The following is a 17,248-nucleotide window of genomic DNA, read 5'->3' as shown; positions in this document are numbered from 1 at the left end:
GCTGAGGGCGCTAGTGGATTATTTTGAAGTCGTTTCTGATTGTCTAGTATGCTGGTTGAACAAGTTTTGTGCATTGGTCAAACGAGAAACGATATGCTCAAACTCATCAGGAACTGTAAAAAACATTTTTCCAGAGATAGCTTCTACATGATCTTGATTGACTGCGTGTAATCTTTCACCATCAGGAATTAGTCGCAATCCACCGCTTAAAATAGCTTCAAAATCGACGCCTGGAGTGGACCACCTGTGCTTTTTCATTTCGATAACAGCCTGCATAGCCTCAGTTGTTGCAAGCGGGTCTGCAAATTTGTTTTGTAGTAAACAATCAACATCATACCAATGACGAGCCAACCTGACAGGGTTTGGCTCTTTTGTTTGTGTAGAAAATTGATGAAGAGCCGTTAGTTTTTCCCATAATATGTAATCCTGTTGGAAAACTTTAACATTGGCTCTGGGTAATTCCAAGTTACTCAAATCTGGACATTGATATAAATAAGTCTCGACATTCAAAGTTTCCGTAGGTTTTCCTCTGTTACGACCGCCAAATTCTAACAAAACATGATCGAGCTGGTAATCATTCGAGCCACGAGTGGTTCGTGGGAAGTGAATATCTATTTTTTCACCTCTGCTACCTGGCTCAATTTCAGCGTATAAACCTTCAATCTGGTACTTATCCAATTCTTGGTTTAGACCCACTAAAAATTCATTACTCCAGTCTTCCAATAGACTTTGTTGTTTATCTCTGAATTTTTTTGCTTGGCTTTTTGATGTGGTGCTTTGTTGCCATGCTTTTAATTCATCTTCTTCAGAGAGACCAGATAAGTCAGCCCAGTGAATTGAAAGATCGATGTCTTCAGAGAAACGCGAAATTGCACTCCAGCATTTACTTAAAGCGGTTCCACCTTTAAATGCAACTGATAGATTACCTAGTAATGACTCATCATAGAGTAATCTTAGTATCTCCGTTACCCAAATGTCTTTCTCTAAAAAGTTTGCAGGTAAGCCGACTGGGTGCTGTTGTGCGCCAATTGTGAATATATCAGTTAAATCTTTATAGTTTTTATTATCGGTATAAAGTTCAAATAAGTTCATGATGTCAAGGTCTGCTTTATGCTAGATAACTTGTTTTTCCAAGTCCTTAAGCTGCTGTTGTTGAGCAGTTTGTTTATCACTACCAATTTTTCTTCATGTGAAATATTGAGACGTTTGAGAGCTGTACTCAATTGTTGCATCGAAGTATGTTCAGGAGATACGAACATTAAACCGCGTAACAACTCTCCTTCAGGCCGATGCTGCCATCTAAGTTTGAAATTAGCAGTATGTTTGATCTGAACCTCTTCGTTCCCTACTTTAAATACACGTGAAGGGCCGGAACTCCAAAACACTGTTTTTAATGGAGCTTGAGTTTGTAGCCCTAATCGGTAGGCAGACTCTAGCCCCTGAGGAACCATCTTGTAGTGATTAGCCTTAGCCCAAGTTATAGCAACATCTTCAGCTTTAGCTGTAATTTTAATAGATGGGAGGGCCGCTAGTGGTTTCGGTCGAGAGTAGATCCCTTTTGCTACTCGAACAATTTCCCCCTCTTTTGTAAGCCTACTCATTGCCTTTTGGACAGCCGTAACAGAGCCTAGAGAATAAAATTTCTCTATTGTAAATGGTGTTCCTCGTTGCATACGAGATAACCTATTATTAACCAATGCGGACACGGACATATCTATTTAAATGCTGACAAATTTATTCTATGGTGAACCCATTGTATCCTACTATTTATGGTGTTTTCAAGGTTAATGATGTCAGGATTGACTGGTGTGACATGTTGCTATATATTCGCCCGGGAAAACACATTCTTAAGTTTTTGGTGGTTTATAAATTGTACTAATTTATATGCAGGCACGATACTATGAACCTGTTATCGGGCGGTTTTATTCGAATGATCTTGTTGGGTATACTGGTGAGGTAGATACGTTTAACAGGTACTTTTATGTCGCAAATAACCTTTTTAAATACACTGATCCGAATGGTGAGGAAAAATATTATAGGCAGGTAAAAGTGACGCCTTATGGAATTGCTAGTGAATTTCAAAGAAGAAGAAAAAAATGGATTTTAATATCCATTGTTTGCAGTTGTGTTTTTCTCCCTCTTCTATTTACCTTGGACAGTTTTGAGGGACAACGGCTGAGCATAGGAATTACTGTATTCACATTAAGTTTAATAGCTTGGGTTGTATTCACATTAACAAGTTTATACTTGCCCGAAATGCGATACTGTGCCATTTACAATAGTTGCTCAGGGCGGAGTTGTATTAAATCCAGACAGTTGCCCCCTATGCAAAGCAATTTTAAAGCCGGAGAACTTATAAAGAGGAACATCAAACGTCTTAGGCAATTTAAACAAAACTTAATTATAAATCCAAAGCCTCGCACTCTGAAGTGACCCCCAGTAATTGGATAGTCCAACTATTAGGGGTCACTTCAATGAGCCCCGTCTTTCTTAGAAATTACGTCTTACCGTAACGCCGTAAGTGCGTGGTTTTGCGTAAGAGATTTGTGAGTTTCCGTAGAAGCCTGATACGTCGAAACCAATTAATTCGTGGTCTGAATCGGTAAGGTTATCTACATAAGCGGCTACGCTCCATAAATCTTCTTTGTCAGTCCAGGTAATGCGTGCATCGGCTTTGAAGTGGCTTTCGATGGTATGCGCAGTAAAGTTTCTTGCGTTGTGGAAAGCTTCTGACTGGTATGAACCGCTTACTAGGGCTGCAACACTGCCGCTGTCTATATCCCATGTGTAGCGTACTAAACCTGATGATTGCCACTCAGGTGTGTAAGGGGGCGTGGTGTCTACAAATACGCCTGAAGCTACTTCTAAATCTTCTACCACAGCATCGGTGTAAGACACGCCGAACATGATGTCTAGTGCATCAATAGGGTTTAATAGTAGCTCAACTTCAGCACCGGTAAATTGCGCGTCTTCGTTGAACACTACGCCAGCATTATTCACCCACGAAAACGACTGATAATCAGAGTAATCATAGTAGAAAATACTACTGTTTAACTGTGCTTTACCGTCCATAAGGGTTAGCTTTGCGCCCGCTTCATAGGCAAGAAGTACTTCGGCGTCGTAGGTGCTAAAACTACCGCCTAAAGGCGCGTTGAAGTTACCTGCTTTTACGCCTCGGTTAATACCAGCATATAAAAGCGTATCTGAGTTTGGTTTATAATCTAACTGTAGCTTTGCAGACCACATGGTTTCATCATTATCCATGGCTACATCTACCAATGGATCAATGCCGTAATCTACTTCAATATCACGGTCTACCAAGTTGGCGTTTTGACGCAATTGGCCATCCATCGACTTATTTTCACGTACTAAACGTAAACCCGATACCAGCACGAGTTCGTCGGTTAAATCGTAGTCAATTTGCCCGAATACAGAGTAGGAGTCGGTATCAATGGTGGCTAACGTGTTTTGCTCTTCGCCGGCTAAATAACCGCCCGTTGGGCTTGCAGCTAGGCCTTGCAGGTAGTCGGTTTCAATGCTTAAGTAATAAAAACCTGCCACCCATTTGCTGTTCATAGTGTTGCCGCTTACGCGCAACTCTTCACTGAACTGGGTAATGTCGCCGTCTGATTGGAAAATCAATTCTGGTGAGGCGGTTTGATCTGAATCTAGGCCGATAACACGGGTAAAGTTTTTCCAGTCGGTCACCGAGGTAAAGGTGAAGTCGTCAAAATCATATTCATAGGTTGCCGCTAGGCCGCGTGACTTAATTTTGTTTTGATCTTCAAAGGCGAAGTCTTTATTTACTTTCTCACCGCTACCATCAGGGTCGATATTACCGTTAAAGTCACCGCCTTGAACTGGGCGCAACGGATCACCGTTAAAGTTACCGTCTACACAAGCGCCAGCTTGAATGGTGTCGCAGCCTAGAGGATCGTCAGCGGCGTAAATAACATCAATAACATTACCAGCAGCGTCTTTAACTTCTGTGGTATTAACTACCTGATAAGGGCCTTCACTTTTTGTGGTATCGGCCCAGTTTGCACTAACCAAAAGGTTAGAATTAGCGCTTAAGTCAAAGTTTAACTGTGCACGAAAAGCTTTGGTATCGTCGTTGTAACCGTCTTCGCCGCCACCAATACTTCCGGCACGGGTGTCGGGGGCCGCTTCATCTTCGTACACGTTCTCAAGGATGTTACCCATATGGTTCGCCATCACAGAGATACGGCCCGATACTTTATCGCTTAATGCGCCAGATACCGCACCTTCAAAGCGTTTTTGTTCGAAGCTAGCGAAAGTGAGTTCAGCGTAACCTTCCACTTCTTCAGTAGGTTTCGCTGTAATTGTATTTACCATACCGCCAGTGGCGTTACGGCCAAAAAGGGTGCCCTGTGGGCCTTTTAATATTTCAACACGGGCTATATCGAATAAACCGAATGTTTGCGCTTGTGTACTGGCTAAGTACCCGCCATCTACGTATACCGCAACAGGAGCTTCAGCAATGTCGGCGTAATCGTTTTGTACAACACCGCGAATGTTAAAGATGGCACGTTGACCACCAATATCACCGGCTAGGGATACACCTGGCGTAAACGCAATAAGATCAGTGCTGCTTTCAAAACCTAGTGACTCCATTTGCTCGCCACTAAATGCCGTTACCGCAATACTTACGTCGTTTATGTATTGCTCACGCTTTTGCGAAGTAACCGTAATTTTTTCAAGTACCACCGAATCTGCTGCTGCAGTGTATGAAGATTGAAGTGCTAATCCGATTGCTAAAGCGCATAGCGTCTGTTTCGATTTCATCATGTGTTCCCTTCTTGTTGTTGTTACATCTACAAACTACATAGAAGTATTTTTTTGTTTTTTATTTGATTAACTTTTGTTCTAACGAAACTAAAGGGGTTTTACCAAGGGGTAAATATTCATGTGTCGAAGTCATGTTTCATATTTATGAAACTAAGTGGCACTTACTTTCCTAAGTTTACAATATATTAACAATGTGGTGATTTAAGCGAAATTAGGTGGTTGGTGCTTAAATAGCTAATATATATAGGTAAAGTTTGTTTTTTATGGTGTTGGAACTGATTTAGGGTAAAGGGTTTATTGATATGGCTATAAGGAAAAGCGATAGCGTAGGGCGAAGTTTCAAGCAAATTAAATGACAATAATTTACGTGAAACTCACCCTTGGCTAGTCACCAAATTTATCGGAAGGCAGGGATAACTTCTTTGCCGTAACGGGTGATAATATTTTCTTCATCACCGTTGTCTAAATAGATATTAAATTGCGTGGTTCCGGCATTTTTAAGTGCCTGAATTTTAGTAATGTGATCTTCAGCTTCACCTAATACACAGAAGCTTTTTACGATGTCGTCGGTAATAAAGTCTAGGTAAGGGTTATCGCTTTGACCATGTTTTGAATAATCGTAGCCACGACGTTGTTCTATATAATCGGTTAAGCTTTTTGGTACTAAGCCTGAATCTGTACCGTATTTTTCTACAATATCAGCCACGTGATTACCTACCATGGCAGGGAACCATTTGGTTTTTTCAATACAGGTTTCCATGTCACCAAAGTATGCAGGTGCAGCCGCTTGAACTTTGAAGTCGCTCATGTCGCGCTCAACCTTGTTGCCTGCGTCTTGGCACTGTTGGCCAAACCATTGCACTAAATCTGGGTCGCCGATTTGAAGAATAACACCATCGCCATGCTCGCCAGCTACTGCTAGGGCTTTCGGGCCATAAGCGCCCACCCAAACTGGCAGTTCATAGCCTGTAGCCCAAGGGAATTTAACCGGCTTTTCGCATTCGCCGTACATCACTTCTTCTCCGCGCACCATGGCTTTCACTTTGTGAGTGAATTCGGTTAAGCGGGCTAGGTTAGCAGGCTTTTTACCCATTACGCGCATGGAAGAATCGCCACGGCCTAAACCAATGTCGAAACGGCCATTACTTTGCAACGCCAAGCTGGCGTACAAGCTTGCCGCTACCGACCAGTCACGTACGTTAGGGTTAGTCACACAGGGGCCAAAGCGCATTTTGGTGGTGTGCTCCATACACATAGCCATTGCCACGAAAGACTCGCGCCAAAGAATGTGTGAATCGTAAAACCAGCAATAATCGAAACCGGCTTCTTCGGCCATTTTTACTAATTTACGGGCACGATCTGGGCTAACAAAGCCTTTAAATGTAATACCAAATTCCATGAGTTCTTCCTCTGCTTTTTCTATTTTGTTTAATGCGTGTCTTTACTTAATTTTCTTTGCTTAATTTATTTGGCAGCTAATACCTAGTAGCTAATCACTAGCTGCTTACCTTGTTTTTCACGTCGCCGTTTTAATGATCGGGTGGGCAGATACGAATACCTGCATGGCTAAATGGCACTGCTTTGGATATGTTTAAGCGAATCAAAATGGGGGTGATGGCTTCAATACAGCGGGCACTTTCTGCTAGGCCAGCGTTGTAACTTTGAACACCTAAGTTATCTAGCAATGCTATGACTTTATTTTTGGCTTCAAGCTGATTACCGCAGACCAAAATGTCGCAGTTAATGCTTTGCTCAAGGTTGTTAAGGGTGACAGCAGATACATTATGTAGCGCACCTACCACGGCATAGTCATCGCCTAACAATGCTTGGGCAGATTCTGTGGCTGAGCCTTCTGGCGGCATGGCAACCGCTTTGGGGTTGTTGTCTGCCAGCGGTACAACAATATCGATAACGATTTTGTCGCGAAGCAATGGACGGATTGCATCTAAGGTCGCGTGATGCGCAGCCCAAGGTACTGAAATAATAACGAACTCATCCGCTGCCGATGTGGCTGCAATCGTATCTGTGCCACTGATGGTGCCCGTTGTGGCGGTACTTGCCGCTGCAATAGATTCTTGTAATGCTTGGGCTTTTTCTGCTGCCCGCTCACCATCTCGTGAACCAATAACGACGTCTATTCCCGCTAGGGCGAAGCGTTTCGCTAGCCCCGAACCTTGCGGGCCAGTGCCGCCTAAAATAGCAATCTTCATGCAAATAAATCCTCTTGGGTTGGTCTTAACAGGTCTGAGGCTTTACTGTCTGGGTTACTTTCCCATTCAAGCCCTTTGAATAAAATAACGGGACACTTACCTTGTTTACTCATCAGCAAGCCAGAAGCTGCAGCAAGTTCATCGGCAAGGGCAGGCGCTGTAACTTTTAGGGGGCGACCCCAAGCATCACATTCACCAAAAAGTGGGTTTAAGGCGGGCACATTCGCTACGCCAATGGCCACATTGGTTTGGCCTAATCGCCAAGGGCGGCCAAAGGTATCACTTATCACCACGCCAATACTGTGGGCTGGTGCGCCATAATATTTGCATAGACTTTCAGCAATTTCTCGCGCACTAGCGTCGGGATCTTTGGGGAGTAAAATTAACTCGCCTGGGTTATCGGTGTTCGACTCATCAACCGCTGCGTTAGCACTAATATGACCTAAACGATGTTCGGTAAGAATAATGCCTTCGTTAGCGCCAGGGTGTTTATGCACTTTTACCAAGCGGGTAGATTCCGATAAAATAACCGTAACTTTGCGAGGGTCTTTATTCACCTTTTCAGCCACGTCTATGGCCTCTTGCGTTGGGGTAATATCGTCAACATGGCAAACCGCGCCTTCAGCCTTCGATATGATTTTCTGGGCAATAACCAATACATCGCCTTCACATAAAACCTGTCGCTGTGCGGTAAGCTTCTCAATTATCAAGCCCACAAGATTGTCGCCTTCGCGGATATCCGGTAGGCCTTCAATTGTGTTGATGGTAAGTGCTCGCATACTTTCTACCTTAAGCAATCAAAGAGACGATAACGTCATTCACGTGCCGAAGATCGTCTGGATGGTCGATGTCTTGACTTAGGTATTTGGGCTGTATCGTTACGCACTTTAAGCCTTTTTCTATAGCAGCTTGATGATGTTCATAAGAAGACGCTTTACCAAATGCAAAGTCGATGGCATTTGGTGGTGTTGTGCAAAGCGCGTTTGTGCCGCCATCATAGGCACTGCCAATAACTACAGAGGTGTCTCCTGAGGCTAGTGAGGTAATTGACGTTAGTTCGGTTGCATCCAACCGAGCGATATCGGCAGGCAAAATAAGCTGGTGGGTAAAGCCGTGAGACATACTCCACTCAGTAGCTTGGGCAAGCGCGGTATTTAAATTACTGCCTTTTTGCTCGAATATGACCTTGCAACCCAAGCTGGTGGCTAAATCGGCGATATAAAGTGACGGCGTTACTACCAGTTTCTGCCATTGAGGAAACGCACCGTTTAACGACATAACGGTTTTCTTAAACAGTTTGATTGCTAAGGCTTTACGCACACTGGCAGGTAAATGCGGTGACAAGCGCTGCTTACTAAACGCCGGGTCTTTCATTGGAATAACAACGCATAGTTTATGCACAAGGCACCTCCAGTTGATAAGCGGTGGCCGCCGAAATAACCTCTTCCATAAGGGTGACTTTGTCTTGGTCTGATTTCATTAGGGTTGACGTGCAATGCGCATGTAAGCCAAAGCTTTCGATGGTGTCTATGTCGCCATCATCTTGATTATCAATTACTAATACATCGCACAGGCCTTGGTAGAATTCAGCAATGCCTTTGTTGCCCGGCGTATAGCTCATTTGCTGTAGTAGCTTTTCAGCAGGGCCTTTTATTGCTTTTCCTCCTATAAGTGGCGATACCGCAATTTTCGTGGATTCACTTGCTGCTAGTGCATCGCGAATTTGTGGTATAGCAAGCATAGGTGCAATACTGAGCAACGGGTTGCTAGGGGCAAAAACAATGATGTCTGCAGCTTCTATGGCGGCTAATACTTCCGGTGTGGCAGAGGCGAACTCTGCACCTTTGTACGCTATATCAGTTACATCAGCTTCGCAGCGTTGATGTACAAAGTAAGTTTGAAAGTCTACCCAGCCGTTTTCGGTCTTGAGTCGGGTTTGCACGGTATCGTCGGTAGCTGGCAGCAAAGGTACGGTAATACCTAATCGGGTAGTAATTTGGCGCGTGATGGCCGTCATGCTAGTACCTTCTGCTCGCTTAGCACTTCTGAAAATATGGGTGGCAATATCCATGTCGCCCAAGTGCATCCACGTACTAGATCCAAACTGAGCAAGTCGCGACAATATGCGGCAGCTGTCGTTTTTATGACCCCAGCCAGTGACTGGATTTACTTCGTTCGCCAACGTGTAGGTGAGCGTGTCTAGGTCAGGCGACACCCATAAATTATGAAACTCGTCGTCATCACCCACATTGCCAATAATGGTTAGGTTATCTTTGTAGTCTGATTGATACAGGCCCTTTGCGGCTTTTGCACCGCCTACGCCGCCTGCGAATAACACTATGTTCTTCATGCGCTTACCTTCACGGGAATGTGAGATGCTGCGTTAAATGGACTAATGGCTGGCTTGGCAGTTTTAGATACTGGCTTGGCAACTTCTGAACCCACAAGCGCCTCTTGGTGAGCTGGCTTTTTGTCTCGGCCGTAGGGGGTAACTACGTCGTACGAGGTATTGCGCTGATGGGCGTTTAGCCCCGCACGCTGAATAAAGTTCACCATATCCCTAGGGACAATTTCCTGACCATGGCTAGCCCCTGCTGCACGAGAAATACTCTCGTTCATTAGCGTACCGCCTAAGTCGTTAGCGCCTGCGCGTAGCACTTTTGACGCCATATCTGGGCCCATTTTTACCCATGAGGCTTGAATATTATCGATATAGCCTTGTAACACTAATCGCGCAATGGCGTGCATTTTGAAATGCTCATCGGCAGTTGGGCCGGTTCTTACTTCGCTAGGGTTATTTTTGTAAAGGGGGCTGTCATTATGTATAAAGCCTAACGGAACAAATTCGGTAAAGCCGCCAGTCCGCGCTTGCATGTCACGCAATAAAATAAGATGAGCGGCCCAGTGCGATGGCCCATCTATATGTCCATACATAATGGTGGATGTGGTTGGTAAGCCAACGTTATGCGCAGTTTCGATGATTTTAAGCCAGTTTTCGGTGCTGAGTTTATTTTTAGTTAGCTTGCGCCTTACTTCGGTATCAAGAATTTCAGCAGCCGTACCTGGCATAGAAGCCAAGCCACGTTGTTTTAAGTCGGTTAATAATTCTGTATAGGTTTTGCGGCCTTTCATTGCGCCATACCAAATTTCAAAGGGCGAATAGGCATGAATATGAATATCGGGTACGGTAGATGACACCGTATCAAGTAAATCACCGTAAAAACCGGCAGGTAAGTCAGGATGCAAACCACCTTGAACACAAATTTCTGTTGCGCCGCGAGCGTGGGCTTCTTTGGCTCTAGCGGCCACTTGATGAGGGGCTAAAAACTCTGCATCGCCAGCGTTTTTATTCACCCCAAAATTACAAAACTGACAGCCCATATGGCATACGTTGGTAAAGTTAATATTACGAGTGATCACAAAGGATGCATCATTGCCGGTGCGCAGTTCACGCACAATGTCTGCGGTATGCAACAAGGCATCTGTTTCTGGCCCTTGGCAGTAAAACAAGGCTTCTGCTTCTTCGTGGTTAAGCATTTTACCTTCTAAAGCCCGCTGTAAAATATGTGCAATAGCAGGGCGAAGTTGGCTTAGCTTACTTTGAATAGGCGTATCGCTGTACGGTAAGGTGAAGTCGCCCGCTGGGGTTAGTTCGCAAGGTGAAACCGAGGTGATATTTTGCAGTATGTTACCCATGAGCAACTCCTTGAAAAGTGGTGTTATCTATACATTGCTCTACGGCAAGGCCGTCGTTGCGCCAAGCTGGCATAGCTTGATGCAACGCTTTGGTAACGTAACGTTCGCCAGCTTGTAGGTACTTTGGATATACCGTTAAACGCTCTTGCAATGCATAGCCTTGTTGCTCGCATGCAGTGGCTAATTCTGTAATTTGCGGCCAGCTACGTTCAGGGTTAATAAAATCTTTCGTTAACGGTGAAATGCCGCCCCAATCGTTAATGCCTGCCGCTATGTAATGAGGGTATTCTTGGGCTAGGTTAGGCGGCGCCTGCAGTGAAATAGCCGGGTCTAATATTAACCGTGCCATGGCCAATGTGCGGCGCATATCATCTAGGGTAGGCTCTGGTGCATTTGCCATGGCTGTACCGGCTTTTGCGCGAAAATTCTGAACAATGACTTCTTGAATATGGCCGTATTCTTGGTACAGGGTGTTAATCGCCATTAAGCTATCAACACGTTCTTCCCACGTTTCACCGATGCCAATAAGAATGCCGGTGGTGAAGGGAATATCTAGCTTTCCTGCGTCTTCCAACGTTTTTAAGCGAATACCTGGCACTTTGTCTGGACAGGCATAATGGGGTTGGCCCTTTTTCATCAAACGGTCGCTGGTGCACTCGAGCATCATACCCATGCTGCCGCTTACGTTTTTCAGCTGTTTCAGTTCGTTAAAGGTTAACGTTCCAGCATTCACATGGGGGATCATCAAGCTTTTATCCAGCACCATTTCACATACTTCGGTAAGATAATCCACCATGCTGGTATGGCCCAATGTGGCCAACCAATCTTTCGCGTAGCGATAACGTTTCTCAGGTTTTTCGCCCAAGCTAAACAATGCTTCTTTACACCCTTGCGCCTGACCTTTTAGCACGGAAGCTAACACCTGACTTGGGTTTAAGATATTGGCTTGCCCCGAATCTGGATGTTTTACAAACGTGCAATACCCACAGGTATCCCTACACATGTTTGTAAGTGGAATAAATATCTTTCGTGAGTACGTGAGGGTATTAGGCCAGTGCGTATCGCGAACGCCTGCAGCTTGTTCGCAAAGTGCATCTAGCTGTGCACCTGTAGCATGTTCAAGGGCAATGGCGTGTTGGCGCGATAGCATAATGGGCGTCTCCTGCAAGTAAGGTTAATGCACTAAATATTCAATTTAGGCTGTTGCTTTTTTAATCTTTATCATGGTTTTTACCAAATGGTAAAGAAAATATTTGCAGGTTTTTTTGGTGCGAAGTGTGTCTCAAAATAGAGCAAGTTGGGTGCGCTAGTAGGGAGTTGGGTAGGTTTTAATGCTTGGCTTAATTTTGCTAAATCTTATATATAACAATGGCTTAATTTGGTTTATTGCTGATGCTAAAGTAGGGGGAGTAGAAAGTAAAAGGCGCGCCTTTTCGATGAGGCGCGCCAGAAAAAGAAGGATAAATTAATTTTTATGCACTAGTGTTGTGCATCTAGGGCACTTAAAACGAAATTGCATAAAAATTCAGTGGCCTCGTTAAAGTCATCTTGTTCTAAAGACGGCTTACCTAACAGTAATTGAATTTGCGTTGAGAAGTCGGCATAGGTTTGCGTGGCAGCCCATATGGTAAAAAACAGATGCTTAGGATCGACAGGGCGAATATGGCCAGCGGCTATCCAGCGCTCAATAATTTTTACGTCTCGTTCAAACGCAGGCTTCAAATTTTCTATCAAATAGGTTTTCAGTACAGGTGCACCGTTAATAATTTCATGGGCGAATACTTTTGACCCATTGGGATAATCACGAGATAACTCGATTTTCTGCTGAATGTACTGACGAATGGTGCAGGCTGGTGAAGCCTCTGGGTCGTCGTTGAACTGCATTTTCTCAAGCCATAAATCAATCATGTTTTCTAGTACGGCTTGGTACAACTTATCTTTGCCTGGAAAGTAATACAAAATGAGCTGTTTAGAGATGCCGGCTTGTTGCGCAACTGCATCCATTGAAGAGCCAGCAAACCCTTTTTGTGCAAATACCTCTTCTGCGGCGCGTAGAATTCCGGCCTCTGTTTTTGCACGATTGGCCTGCGTCTTTGTAGGTTTTGTCATTTTTATTTCCTGTTACCGCTTCCATGTGGCCTTGTATAAATTTGCCACTTGTTCTTATTGTTCGTTCTCTTTACTGCTTACCTAAGCATTGAAAGCACAACCTTGAATGTCATAAAGTCAGTGTAATCGCTACGCTAAATAGCCATTGTTTCTTCCTTCCCATGTTCCTTGGCAAGGGCTTCTAAAAATAACTCAACCAAACGGGTGGGCTTAGGTGACTTACGATAGATGGCCGCGAATTCACAATGATAGGCGAAATTATTAGGTTCGATAGAACGCATCTGGCCCTTTTTTACGAAAGATTCCGCATAATGATCAGGCAAAAAGCCTAAATAACAGCCCGAAGAAATCAGCGTGGCAATGCCCTCCTGATCGTTCGCTACCGCCATTTTATTGAGCCCTAGCGACATACTTTTATCCATATTTGGGCTGTGAAAGCTTAGCCCCGCATACTTAGCTTCGCATATTTCTTCTCGAGGAATGTCGCCAAGCTCAATGTAGAAAGGGTGTTTTCTTCCGCAGTAAAGATGCATTTGCTCACCAAACAAGGGCAAGTAATTTAGGCTTGAAGACGAACGATGGGTAGGAATAATACCAATATGATAGCGCCCATCCAATATGCCTTGCTCAATGGTATTAACCGGCACCACATGAATTTCTACATTCACATTAGGCGCCTGTTGCTGATAGGTGTAAATGGCTTCATTCACCTTGCACGCATCGTTCGACACGGTTTTATCGAACATGGCTACCACCACATTGCCCTGCAAATGCCGGTGCATGTCGTTAACTTCATTTCTAAAGTCTTGTAGAGACAGCAGTAAGCGTTGAGTCGATTCATAAATTCGCTTTCCTTCTTCGGTAAGCGAAAAGCCCCCACGGCCTCGATGACAAAGCACCATACCCAATCGAGTTTCTAAATCTTTTAAATGTCGGCTAATGGTAGAACGCCCAATATTGAGTTCTAGCTCGGCAGCAGAAAGGCCGCCAGCCTGCGCCACCACTATAAATACTCTTAATAAGCGAATGTCTGTATCTGATAGATTTCCAAGAATTGCGCGCATAGTTTCATGTTTATGAAAGTAAGATTTGAATATTTATAATTTATCGAACTTATGAGGCTAGGTAAAGTAGACCAAGTGAACAAATATCATAGGAAAACAATTATGACCCAGTGGGCTTCCAAGCTATCACAATCGCAAATGGATGCGTTGTGGATGCCTTACACTGCAAATCGCCAGTTTAAAGCATCGCCTAAAATGATTACCGGTGCACAAGGCAATTACCTCATTGATGACAATGGTCGCAAAATCTTTGATGGATTATCTGGGTTATGGACATGCGGCGCAGGGCATAACCGCCCTGAAATTGCCGAAGCAGTCGCGAAACAGTTAACAACGCTAGATTACGCGCCCGCCTTTCAGTATGGCCACAATTTGGCGTTTGAACTAGCCGACAGGCTAGCTAACATGGCGCCGGCCGACATCAATAAAGTGTTTTTCACTAACTCAGGTTCTGAAGCCGCTGATACATCGACCAAGATTGCTCGTGCCTATTGGCGCCAGCAAGGTCAGCCTACTAAAACCCGTATTATTGGTCGCGCGAAAGGCTATCACGGTGCAAGCTGGGGCGGCATTAGCTTTGGCGGCATTGGCGCAAACCGAAAAATGTGGGGGCCAGCCATGGAGTCTGATCACCTTTCACATACCTTGTTGCCGAACAATCAATTCTGCAAAGGCGCACCGAACTATGGTGAAGAGCTTGCTGATGAGCTTATCGAAATGGTGGCATTACATGATGCGTCGAATATTGCGGCAGTAATAGTTGAGCCAATGAGTGGTTCTGCTGGGGTTATCGTTCCACCAAAAGCCTATTTACGCCGCTTACGTGAACTGTGTAACCAGCACGATATTTTACTTATTTTCGATGAAGTGATTACGGGCTTTGGCCGCACAGGTAGCTTATTTGGCGCCGATGCGTTTGATGTAGTACCCGATATGATTAACGTGGCCAAGCAGATCACCAATGGCGCTGTTCCTATGGGCGCGGTATTGGCTCGCGAATTTATCTACGACACTGTGATTAACGCAGGCGGTGCCGACTACAACATTGAATTGCCACACGGTTACACCTACTCCGGCCACCCTGTTGCTTGCGCTGCAGCCATGGCTGCCCTTGATATTCTAGAACAAGAAAAGCTTGTTAGCCGGGTTGCCGAACTTAGTCCGTATTTTGAAGAGGCGGTGCATAGCTTAAAAGGCATGCCATTCGTGAGTGATATTCGAAACTTCGGATTTGCAGCAGGGTTTAGCATTGAAAGCTACCCAGGCGAACCGGCAAGGCGCCCGTATGAAATTGCTGACGCCATGTGGAAGAAAGGATTTTACGTGCGCTACGGCGGCGACACTATTCAGCTAGGCCTTCCGTTTACCACCGAAAAAGCGGAAATCGACACCTTAATTAACGCGATGCAAGACACTTTAATGGGCAAGTAGCCCTTTACCGTCTTATATCCACTTACGCAAAAAGAGATACAGATATGACTTCATTGGTAGGACACTTCATTCATGGCGAACACGTAGCGCCGCAAGATGGAAATTTGATTGATATCCACAACCCTTCTACTGGCGCGGTGTGCGGACAAGTAGAAATGGCGTCGTCGGCATTAGTACAAAAGGCGATAGATTCAGCAAAAGCGGCTTATCCAGCATGGCGTGCCACGCCACCAGCAAAGCGTGCACAGGTTATGTTTCGCTTAAAAGTATTGCTAGAGCAACACAGTGACAAAATTTGTGAACTGATTAGTGAAGAGCACGGCAAAGTGCTACACGATGCGAAAGGTGAGTTGCAGCGCGGTATTGAAAACGTTGAGTTCGCCTGTGGCATGCCTCAATTGCTAAAAGGTGAGCACAGCAAAGACGTGGGCCCGGGCATTGACGCGTGGAGTGAATTCCAGCCCCTAGGCGTAGTGACAGGTATTACGCCGTTTAACTTTCCGGCCATGGTACCTTTATGGATGTGGCCAAGCGCTATCATGTGTGGCAACACCTTCGTATTAAAGCCATCTGAAAAAGATCCTTCCAGCGCTTTATACATTGCGGCTCTTGCGGCTGAAGCAGGCTTGCCGCCGGGCGTGCTAAATGTAGTAAACGGCGACAAAGCTGCCGTTGACCACTTATTAGAAGACCCAACGATTCAAGCGGTAAGTTTTGTAGGTTCAACGCCTGTTGCCGAAGCTATTTATCAAAAAGCCAGTGCTAACGGTAAGCGCTGCCAAGCCTTAGGTGGCGCGAAAAACCACGCCATTGTTATGCCAGATGCCGATGTTGATAACGTTGTTAATGCACTCATGGGCGCTGCGTTTGGCTCATGCGGCGAACGCTGTATGGCGTTATCGGTTGTACTAGCGGTGGGTGATGAAATGGGTGATACCCTGCGTGACCGTTTGTCTGCACAAATCGAAACCTTAAAAGTGGGTGCGGGTAACGACAACAGTAATGACATGGGGCCGTTAATCAGTGCTCAACATTTCGATACCGTGAGTGGGTTCATCGACTCAGGTGTTAGCCAAGAAGCCGATTTAGTTAACGATGGTAGAAAGCTTAGTGTAGAAGGTTTTGAAGAAGGCTATTTCTTAGGAGCTACCTTGTTCGACAAGGTAAAACCTCACATGGAAATTTACCAAAAAGAGATTTTTGGCCCTGTACTTGTGATGCTACGTGTACCTGATATGCAGACCGCACTTGAGCTAATTAACGAGCATGAATACGGAAATGGTACCTGTATATTCACCCGCGATGGTGAAGCCGCGCGCTTCTTTATCGATCAGGTTCAAGTGGGCATGGTGGGTGTGAACGTACCGTTACCCGTGCCAGTGTCTTACCACAGCTTTGGTGGTTGGAAGCGCTCATTGTTTGGCGATTTACATGCTTACGGGCCGGACTCCGTACGTTTCTACACACGTAGAAAAGCCATTACACAACGCTGGCCTTCAACGAATTTGCGCGAAGGCAGTCAATTTTCTTTCCCAAGCAATTAGTCATAAAGCTAGCTTTTTAAACCGACGAAGTTCGCAAATAAGCGAACTTCGTTGGCCATTAAAAACCGGTACAACGGCCTCTGGCACAGCGGCTGGCATAAATGTTGAAAGTCCAAAATATAAGAATTTACCATTCGGTCAATTTTTACAATGTTATCGGCATTAATTAAGCGCCTAAAAATAGAACAGCGCATTAGACAAAAGAATAATCACGCCCTTTGCTTTAGGCGTCTCAGCAATAGTAGCGATACATAATAATGAGTGAACAATCAGTACAAAATCAAAGAGAAATTACATTTACCGTTTGGTAAATAAATTTATCAAGGTTGCACTCTTATAGTACGTTCGCTGAGCTAACTTGGGGCAAAGTGTTAATAGGAATAAC

At 44.8% G+C, this 17,248-nt stretch carries 15 protein-coding genes; 3 read left to right on the top strand and 12 right to left on the bottom strand.

What is annotated here, in order from left to right; genetic code table 11:
• Window positions 1–18: 18 nt before the first annotated feature.
• Together AMBT_RS18075 and AMBT_RS18070 are read right to left on the bottom strand one after the other, a co-directional pair.
• A complete protein-coding gene (locus AMBT_RS18075) occupies window positions 19–1,092 on the bottom strand; it encodes a nucleotidyl transferase AbiEii/AbiGii toxin family protein (RefSeq protein ID WP_013786093.1) in 1,074 nt (357 codons plus the stop codon).
• Window positions 1,089–1,673, bottom strand: coding sequence for a DUF6088 family protein (locus tag AMBT_RS18070; RefSeq protein ID WP_013786092.1), 585 nt, complete (start codon window positions 1,671–1,673; stop codon window positions 1,089–1,091). The genes AMBT_RS18075 and AMBT_RS18070 overlap by 4 nt, the downstream gene beginning before the upstream one ends.
• A gap of 211 nt (window positions 1,674–1,884) precedes the next feature.
• Here AMBT_RS18070 and AMBT_RS18065 point away from each other — a divergent pair, with 211 nt between their 5' ends.
• Complete coding sequence (locus tag AMBT_RS18065) at window positions 1,885–2,433, top strand: RHS repeat-associated core domain-containing protein (protein WP_013786091.1); 549 nt, start codon at window positions 1,885–1,887, stop codon at window positions 2,431–2,433.
• Window positions 2,434–2,490: 57 nt separating this feature from the next.
• Here the strand turns inward: AMBT_RS18065 and AMBT_RS18060 are convergent, their stop codons facing one another.
• From AMBT_RS18060 to AMBT_RS18015, 10 genes are all read right to left on the bottom strand, one after another.
• Window positions 2,491–4,809 (bottom strand): TonB-dependent receptor, encoded by a 2,319-nt coding sequence (locus AMBT_RS18060; protein ID WP_041452612.1) that lies wholly within the window; start codon window positions 4,807–4,809, stop codon window positions 2,491–2,493.
• Between the two features lie 397 nt (window positions 4,810–5,206).
• The gene (locus AMBT_RS18055; protein ID WP_013786089.1) at window positions 5,207–6,208 is read right to left on the bottom strand and encodes a TIGR03842 family LLM class F420-dependent oxidoreductase; all 1,002 of its coding nucleotides are present in this window, start codon (window positions 6,206–6,208) and stop codon (window positions 5,207–5,209) included.
• 130 nt (window positions 6,209–6,338) lie between these two features.
• The gene (npdG, locus tag AMBT_RS18050; protein WP_013786088.1) at window positions 6,339–7,019 is read right to left on the bottom strand and encodes an NADPH-dependent F420 reductase; all 681 of its coding nucleotides are present in this window, start codon (window positions 7,017–7,019) and stop codon (window positions 6,339–6,341) included.
• Window positions 7,016–7,798 (bottom strand): coenzyme F420-0:L-glutamate ligase, encoded by a 783-nt coding sequence (cofE, locus tag AMBT_RS18045; RefSeq protein WP_013786087.1) that lies wholly within the window; start codon window positions 7,796–7,798, stop codon window positions 7,016–7,018. Before cofE ends, npdG begins: the two co-directional genes overlap by 4 nt.
• Before the next feature lie 10 nt (window positions 7,799–7,808).
• Window positions 7,809–8,420 carry a 2-phospho-L-lactate guanylyltransferase gene (cofC, locus tag AMBT_RS18040; protein ID WP_013786086.1) on the bottom strand — a complete coding sequence of 204 codons (612 nt, stop codon included), beginning with the start codon at window positions 8,418–8,420 and terminating at the stop codon, window positions 7,809–7,811.
• On the bottom strand, window positions 8,413–9,369 hold the full coding sequence (gene cofD / locus AMBT_RS18035) for a 2-phospho-L-lactate transferase (protein WP_013786085.1): 957 nt from the start codon (window positions 9,367–9,369) through the stop codon (window positions 8,413–8,415). Before cofD ends, cofC begins: the two co-directional genes overlap by 8 nt.
• A complete protein-coding gene (gene cofH / locus AMBT_RS18030; RefSeq protein ID WP_013786084.1) occupies window positions 9,366–10,715 on the bottom strand; it encodes a 5-amino-6-(D-ribitylamino)uracil--L-tyrosine 4-hydroxyphenyl transferase CofH in 1,350 nt (449 codons plus the stop codon). The genes cofD and cofH overlap by 4 nt, the downstream gene beginning before the upstream one ends.
• Window positions 10,708–11,865 (bottom strand): 7,8-didemethyl-8-hydroxy-5-deazariboflavin synthase CofG, encoded by a 1,158-nt coding sequence (gene cofG, locus AMBT_RS18025; protein WP_013786083.1) that lies wholly within the window; start codon window positions 11,863–11,865, stop codon window positions 10,708–10,710. Before cofG ends, cofH begins: the two co-directional genes overlap by 8 nt.
• Window positions 11,866–12,194: 329 nt before the next feature.
• Window positions 12,195–12,824, bottom strand: a complete 630-nt coding sequence (locus tag AMBT_RS18020; protein ID WP_013786082.1) for a TetR family transcriptional regulator C-terminal domain-containing protein — start codon at window positions 12,822–12,824, stop codon at window positions 12,195–12,197.
• Window positions 12,825–12,958: 134 nt separating this feature from the next.
• On the bottom strand, window positions 12,959–13,888 hold the full coding sequence (locus AMBT_RS18015; protein WP_013786081.1) for a LysR family transcriptional regulator: 930 nt from the start codon (window positions 13,886–13,888) through the stop codon (window positions 12,959–12,961).
• A 102-nt stretch (window positions 13,889–13,990) separates the two neighbouring features.
• Between AMBT_RS18015 and aptA the strand changes: the two genes are divergently transcribed.
• Window positions 13,991–15,319: an omega-aminotransferase AptA gene (gene aptA / locus AMBT_RS18010; protein WP_013786080.1), complete on the top strand. Its 1,329-nt coding sequence runs from the start codon at window positions 13,991–13,993 to the stop codon at window positions 15,317–15,319.
• A 44-nt stretch (window positions 15,320–15,363) separates the two neighbouring features.
• A complete protein-coding gene (locus tag AMBT_RS18005) occupies window positions 15,364–16,863 on the top strand; it encodes a CoA-acylating methylmalonate-semialdehyde dehydrogenase (RefSeq protein ID WP_013786079.1) in 1,500 nt (499 codons plus the stop codon).
• Window positions 16,864–17,248: the final 385 nt, after the last annotated feature.

The organism is Alteromonas naphthalenivorans (assembly GCF_000213655.1).
Lineage (GTDB): Bacteria > Pseudomonadota > Gammaproteobacteria > Enterobacterales > Alteromonadaceae > Alteromonas > Alteromonas naphthalenivorans.
The sequence above is the reverse complement of the archived record's forward strand: the minus strand, read 5'-3'. Positions and strand labels throughout refer to the sequence as shown.

Excerpts from the sequence above, each read along its gene's own strand:
- npdG (WP_013786088.1), bottom strand. The coding sequence starts at position 7,019 with ATGAAGATTGCTATTTTAGGCGGCACTGGCCCGCAAGGTTCGGGGCTA.
- AMBT_RS18020 (WP_013786082.1), bottom strand. The coding sequence starts at position 12,824 with ATGACAAAACCTACAAAGACGCAGGCCAATCGTGCAAAAACAGAGGCC.
- AMBT_RS18055 (WP_013786089.1), bottom strand. The coding sequence starts at position 6,208 with ATGGAATTTGGTATTACATTTAAAGGCTTTGTTAGCCCAGATCGTGCC.
- AMBT_RS18065 (WP_013786091.1), top strand. The coding sequence starts at position 1,885 with ATGCAGGCACGATACTATGAACCTGTTATCGGGCGGTTTTATTCGAAT.
- AMBT_RS18005 (WP_013786079.1), top strand. The coding sequence starts at position 15,364 with ATGACTTCATTGGTAGGACACTTCATTCATGGCGAACACGTAGCGCCG.
- AMBT_RS18075 (WP_013786093.1), bottom strand. The coding sequence starts at position 1,092 with ATGAACTTATTTGAACTTTATACCGATAATAAAAACTATAAAGATTTA.
- AMBT_RS18070 (WP_013786092.1), bottom strand. The coding sequence starts at position 1,673 with ATGCAACGAGGAACACCATTTACAATAGAGAAATTTTATTCTCTAGGC.
- AMBT_RS18015 (WP_013786081.1), bottom strand. The coding sequence starts at position 13,888 with ATGCGCGCAATTCTTGGAAATCTATCAGATACAGACATTCGCTTATTA.
- cofH (WP_013786084.1), bottom strand. The coding sequence starts at position 10,715 with ATGGGTAACATACTGCAAAATATCACCTCGGTTTCACCTTGCGAACTA.
- cofG (WP_013786083.1), bottom strand. The coding sequence starts at position 11,865 with ATGCTATCGCGCCAACACGCCATTGCCCTTGAACATGCTACAGGTGCA.
- cofE (WP_013786087.1), bottom strand. The coding sequence starts at position 7,798 with ATGCGAGCACTTACCATCAACACAATTGAAGGCCTACCGGATATCCGC.
- aptA (WP_013786080.1), top strand. The coding sequence starts at position 13,991 with ATGACCCAGTGGGCTTCCAAGCTATCACAATCGCAAATGGATGCGTTG.
- AMBT_RS18060 (WP_041452612.1), bottom strand. The coding sequence starts at position 4,809 with ATGATGAAATCGAAACAGACGCTATGCGCTTTAGCAATCGGATTAGCA.
- cofD (WP_013786085.1), bottom strand. The coding sequence starts at position 9,369 with ATGAAGAACATAGTGTTATTCGCAGGCGGCGTAGGCGGTGCAAAAGCC.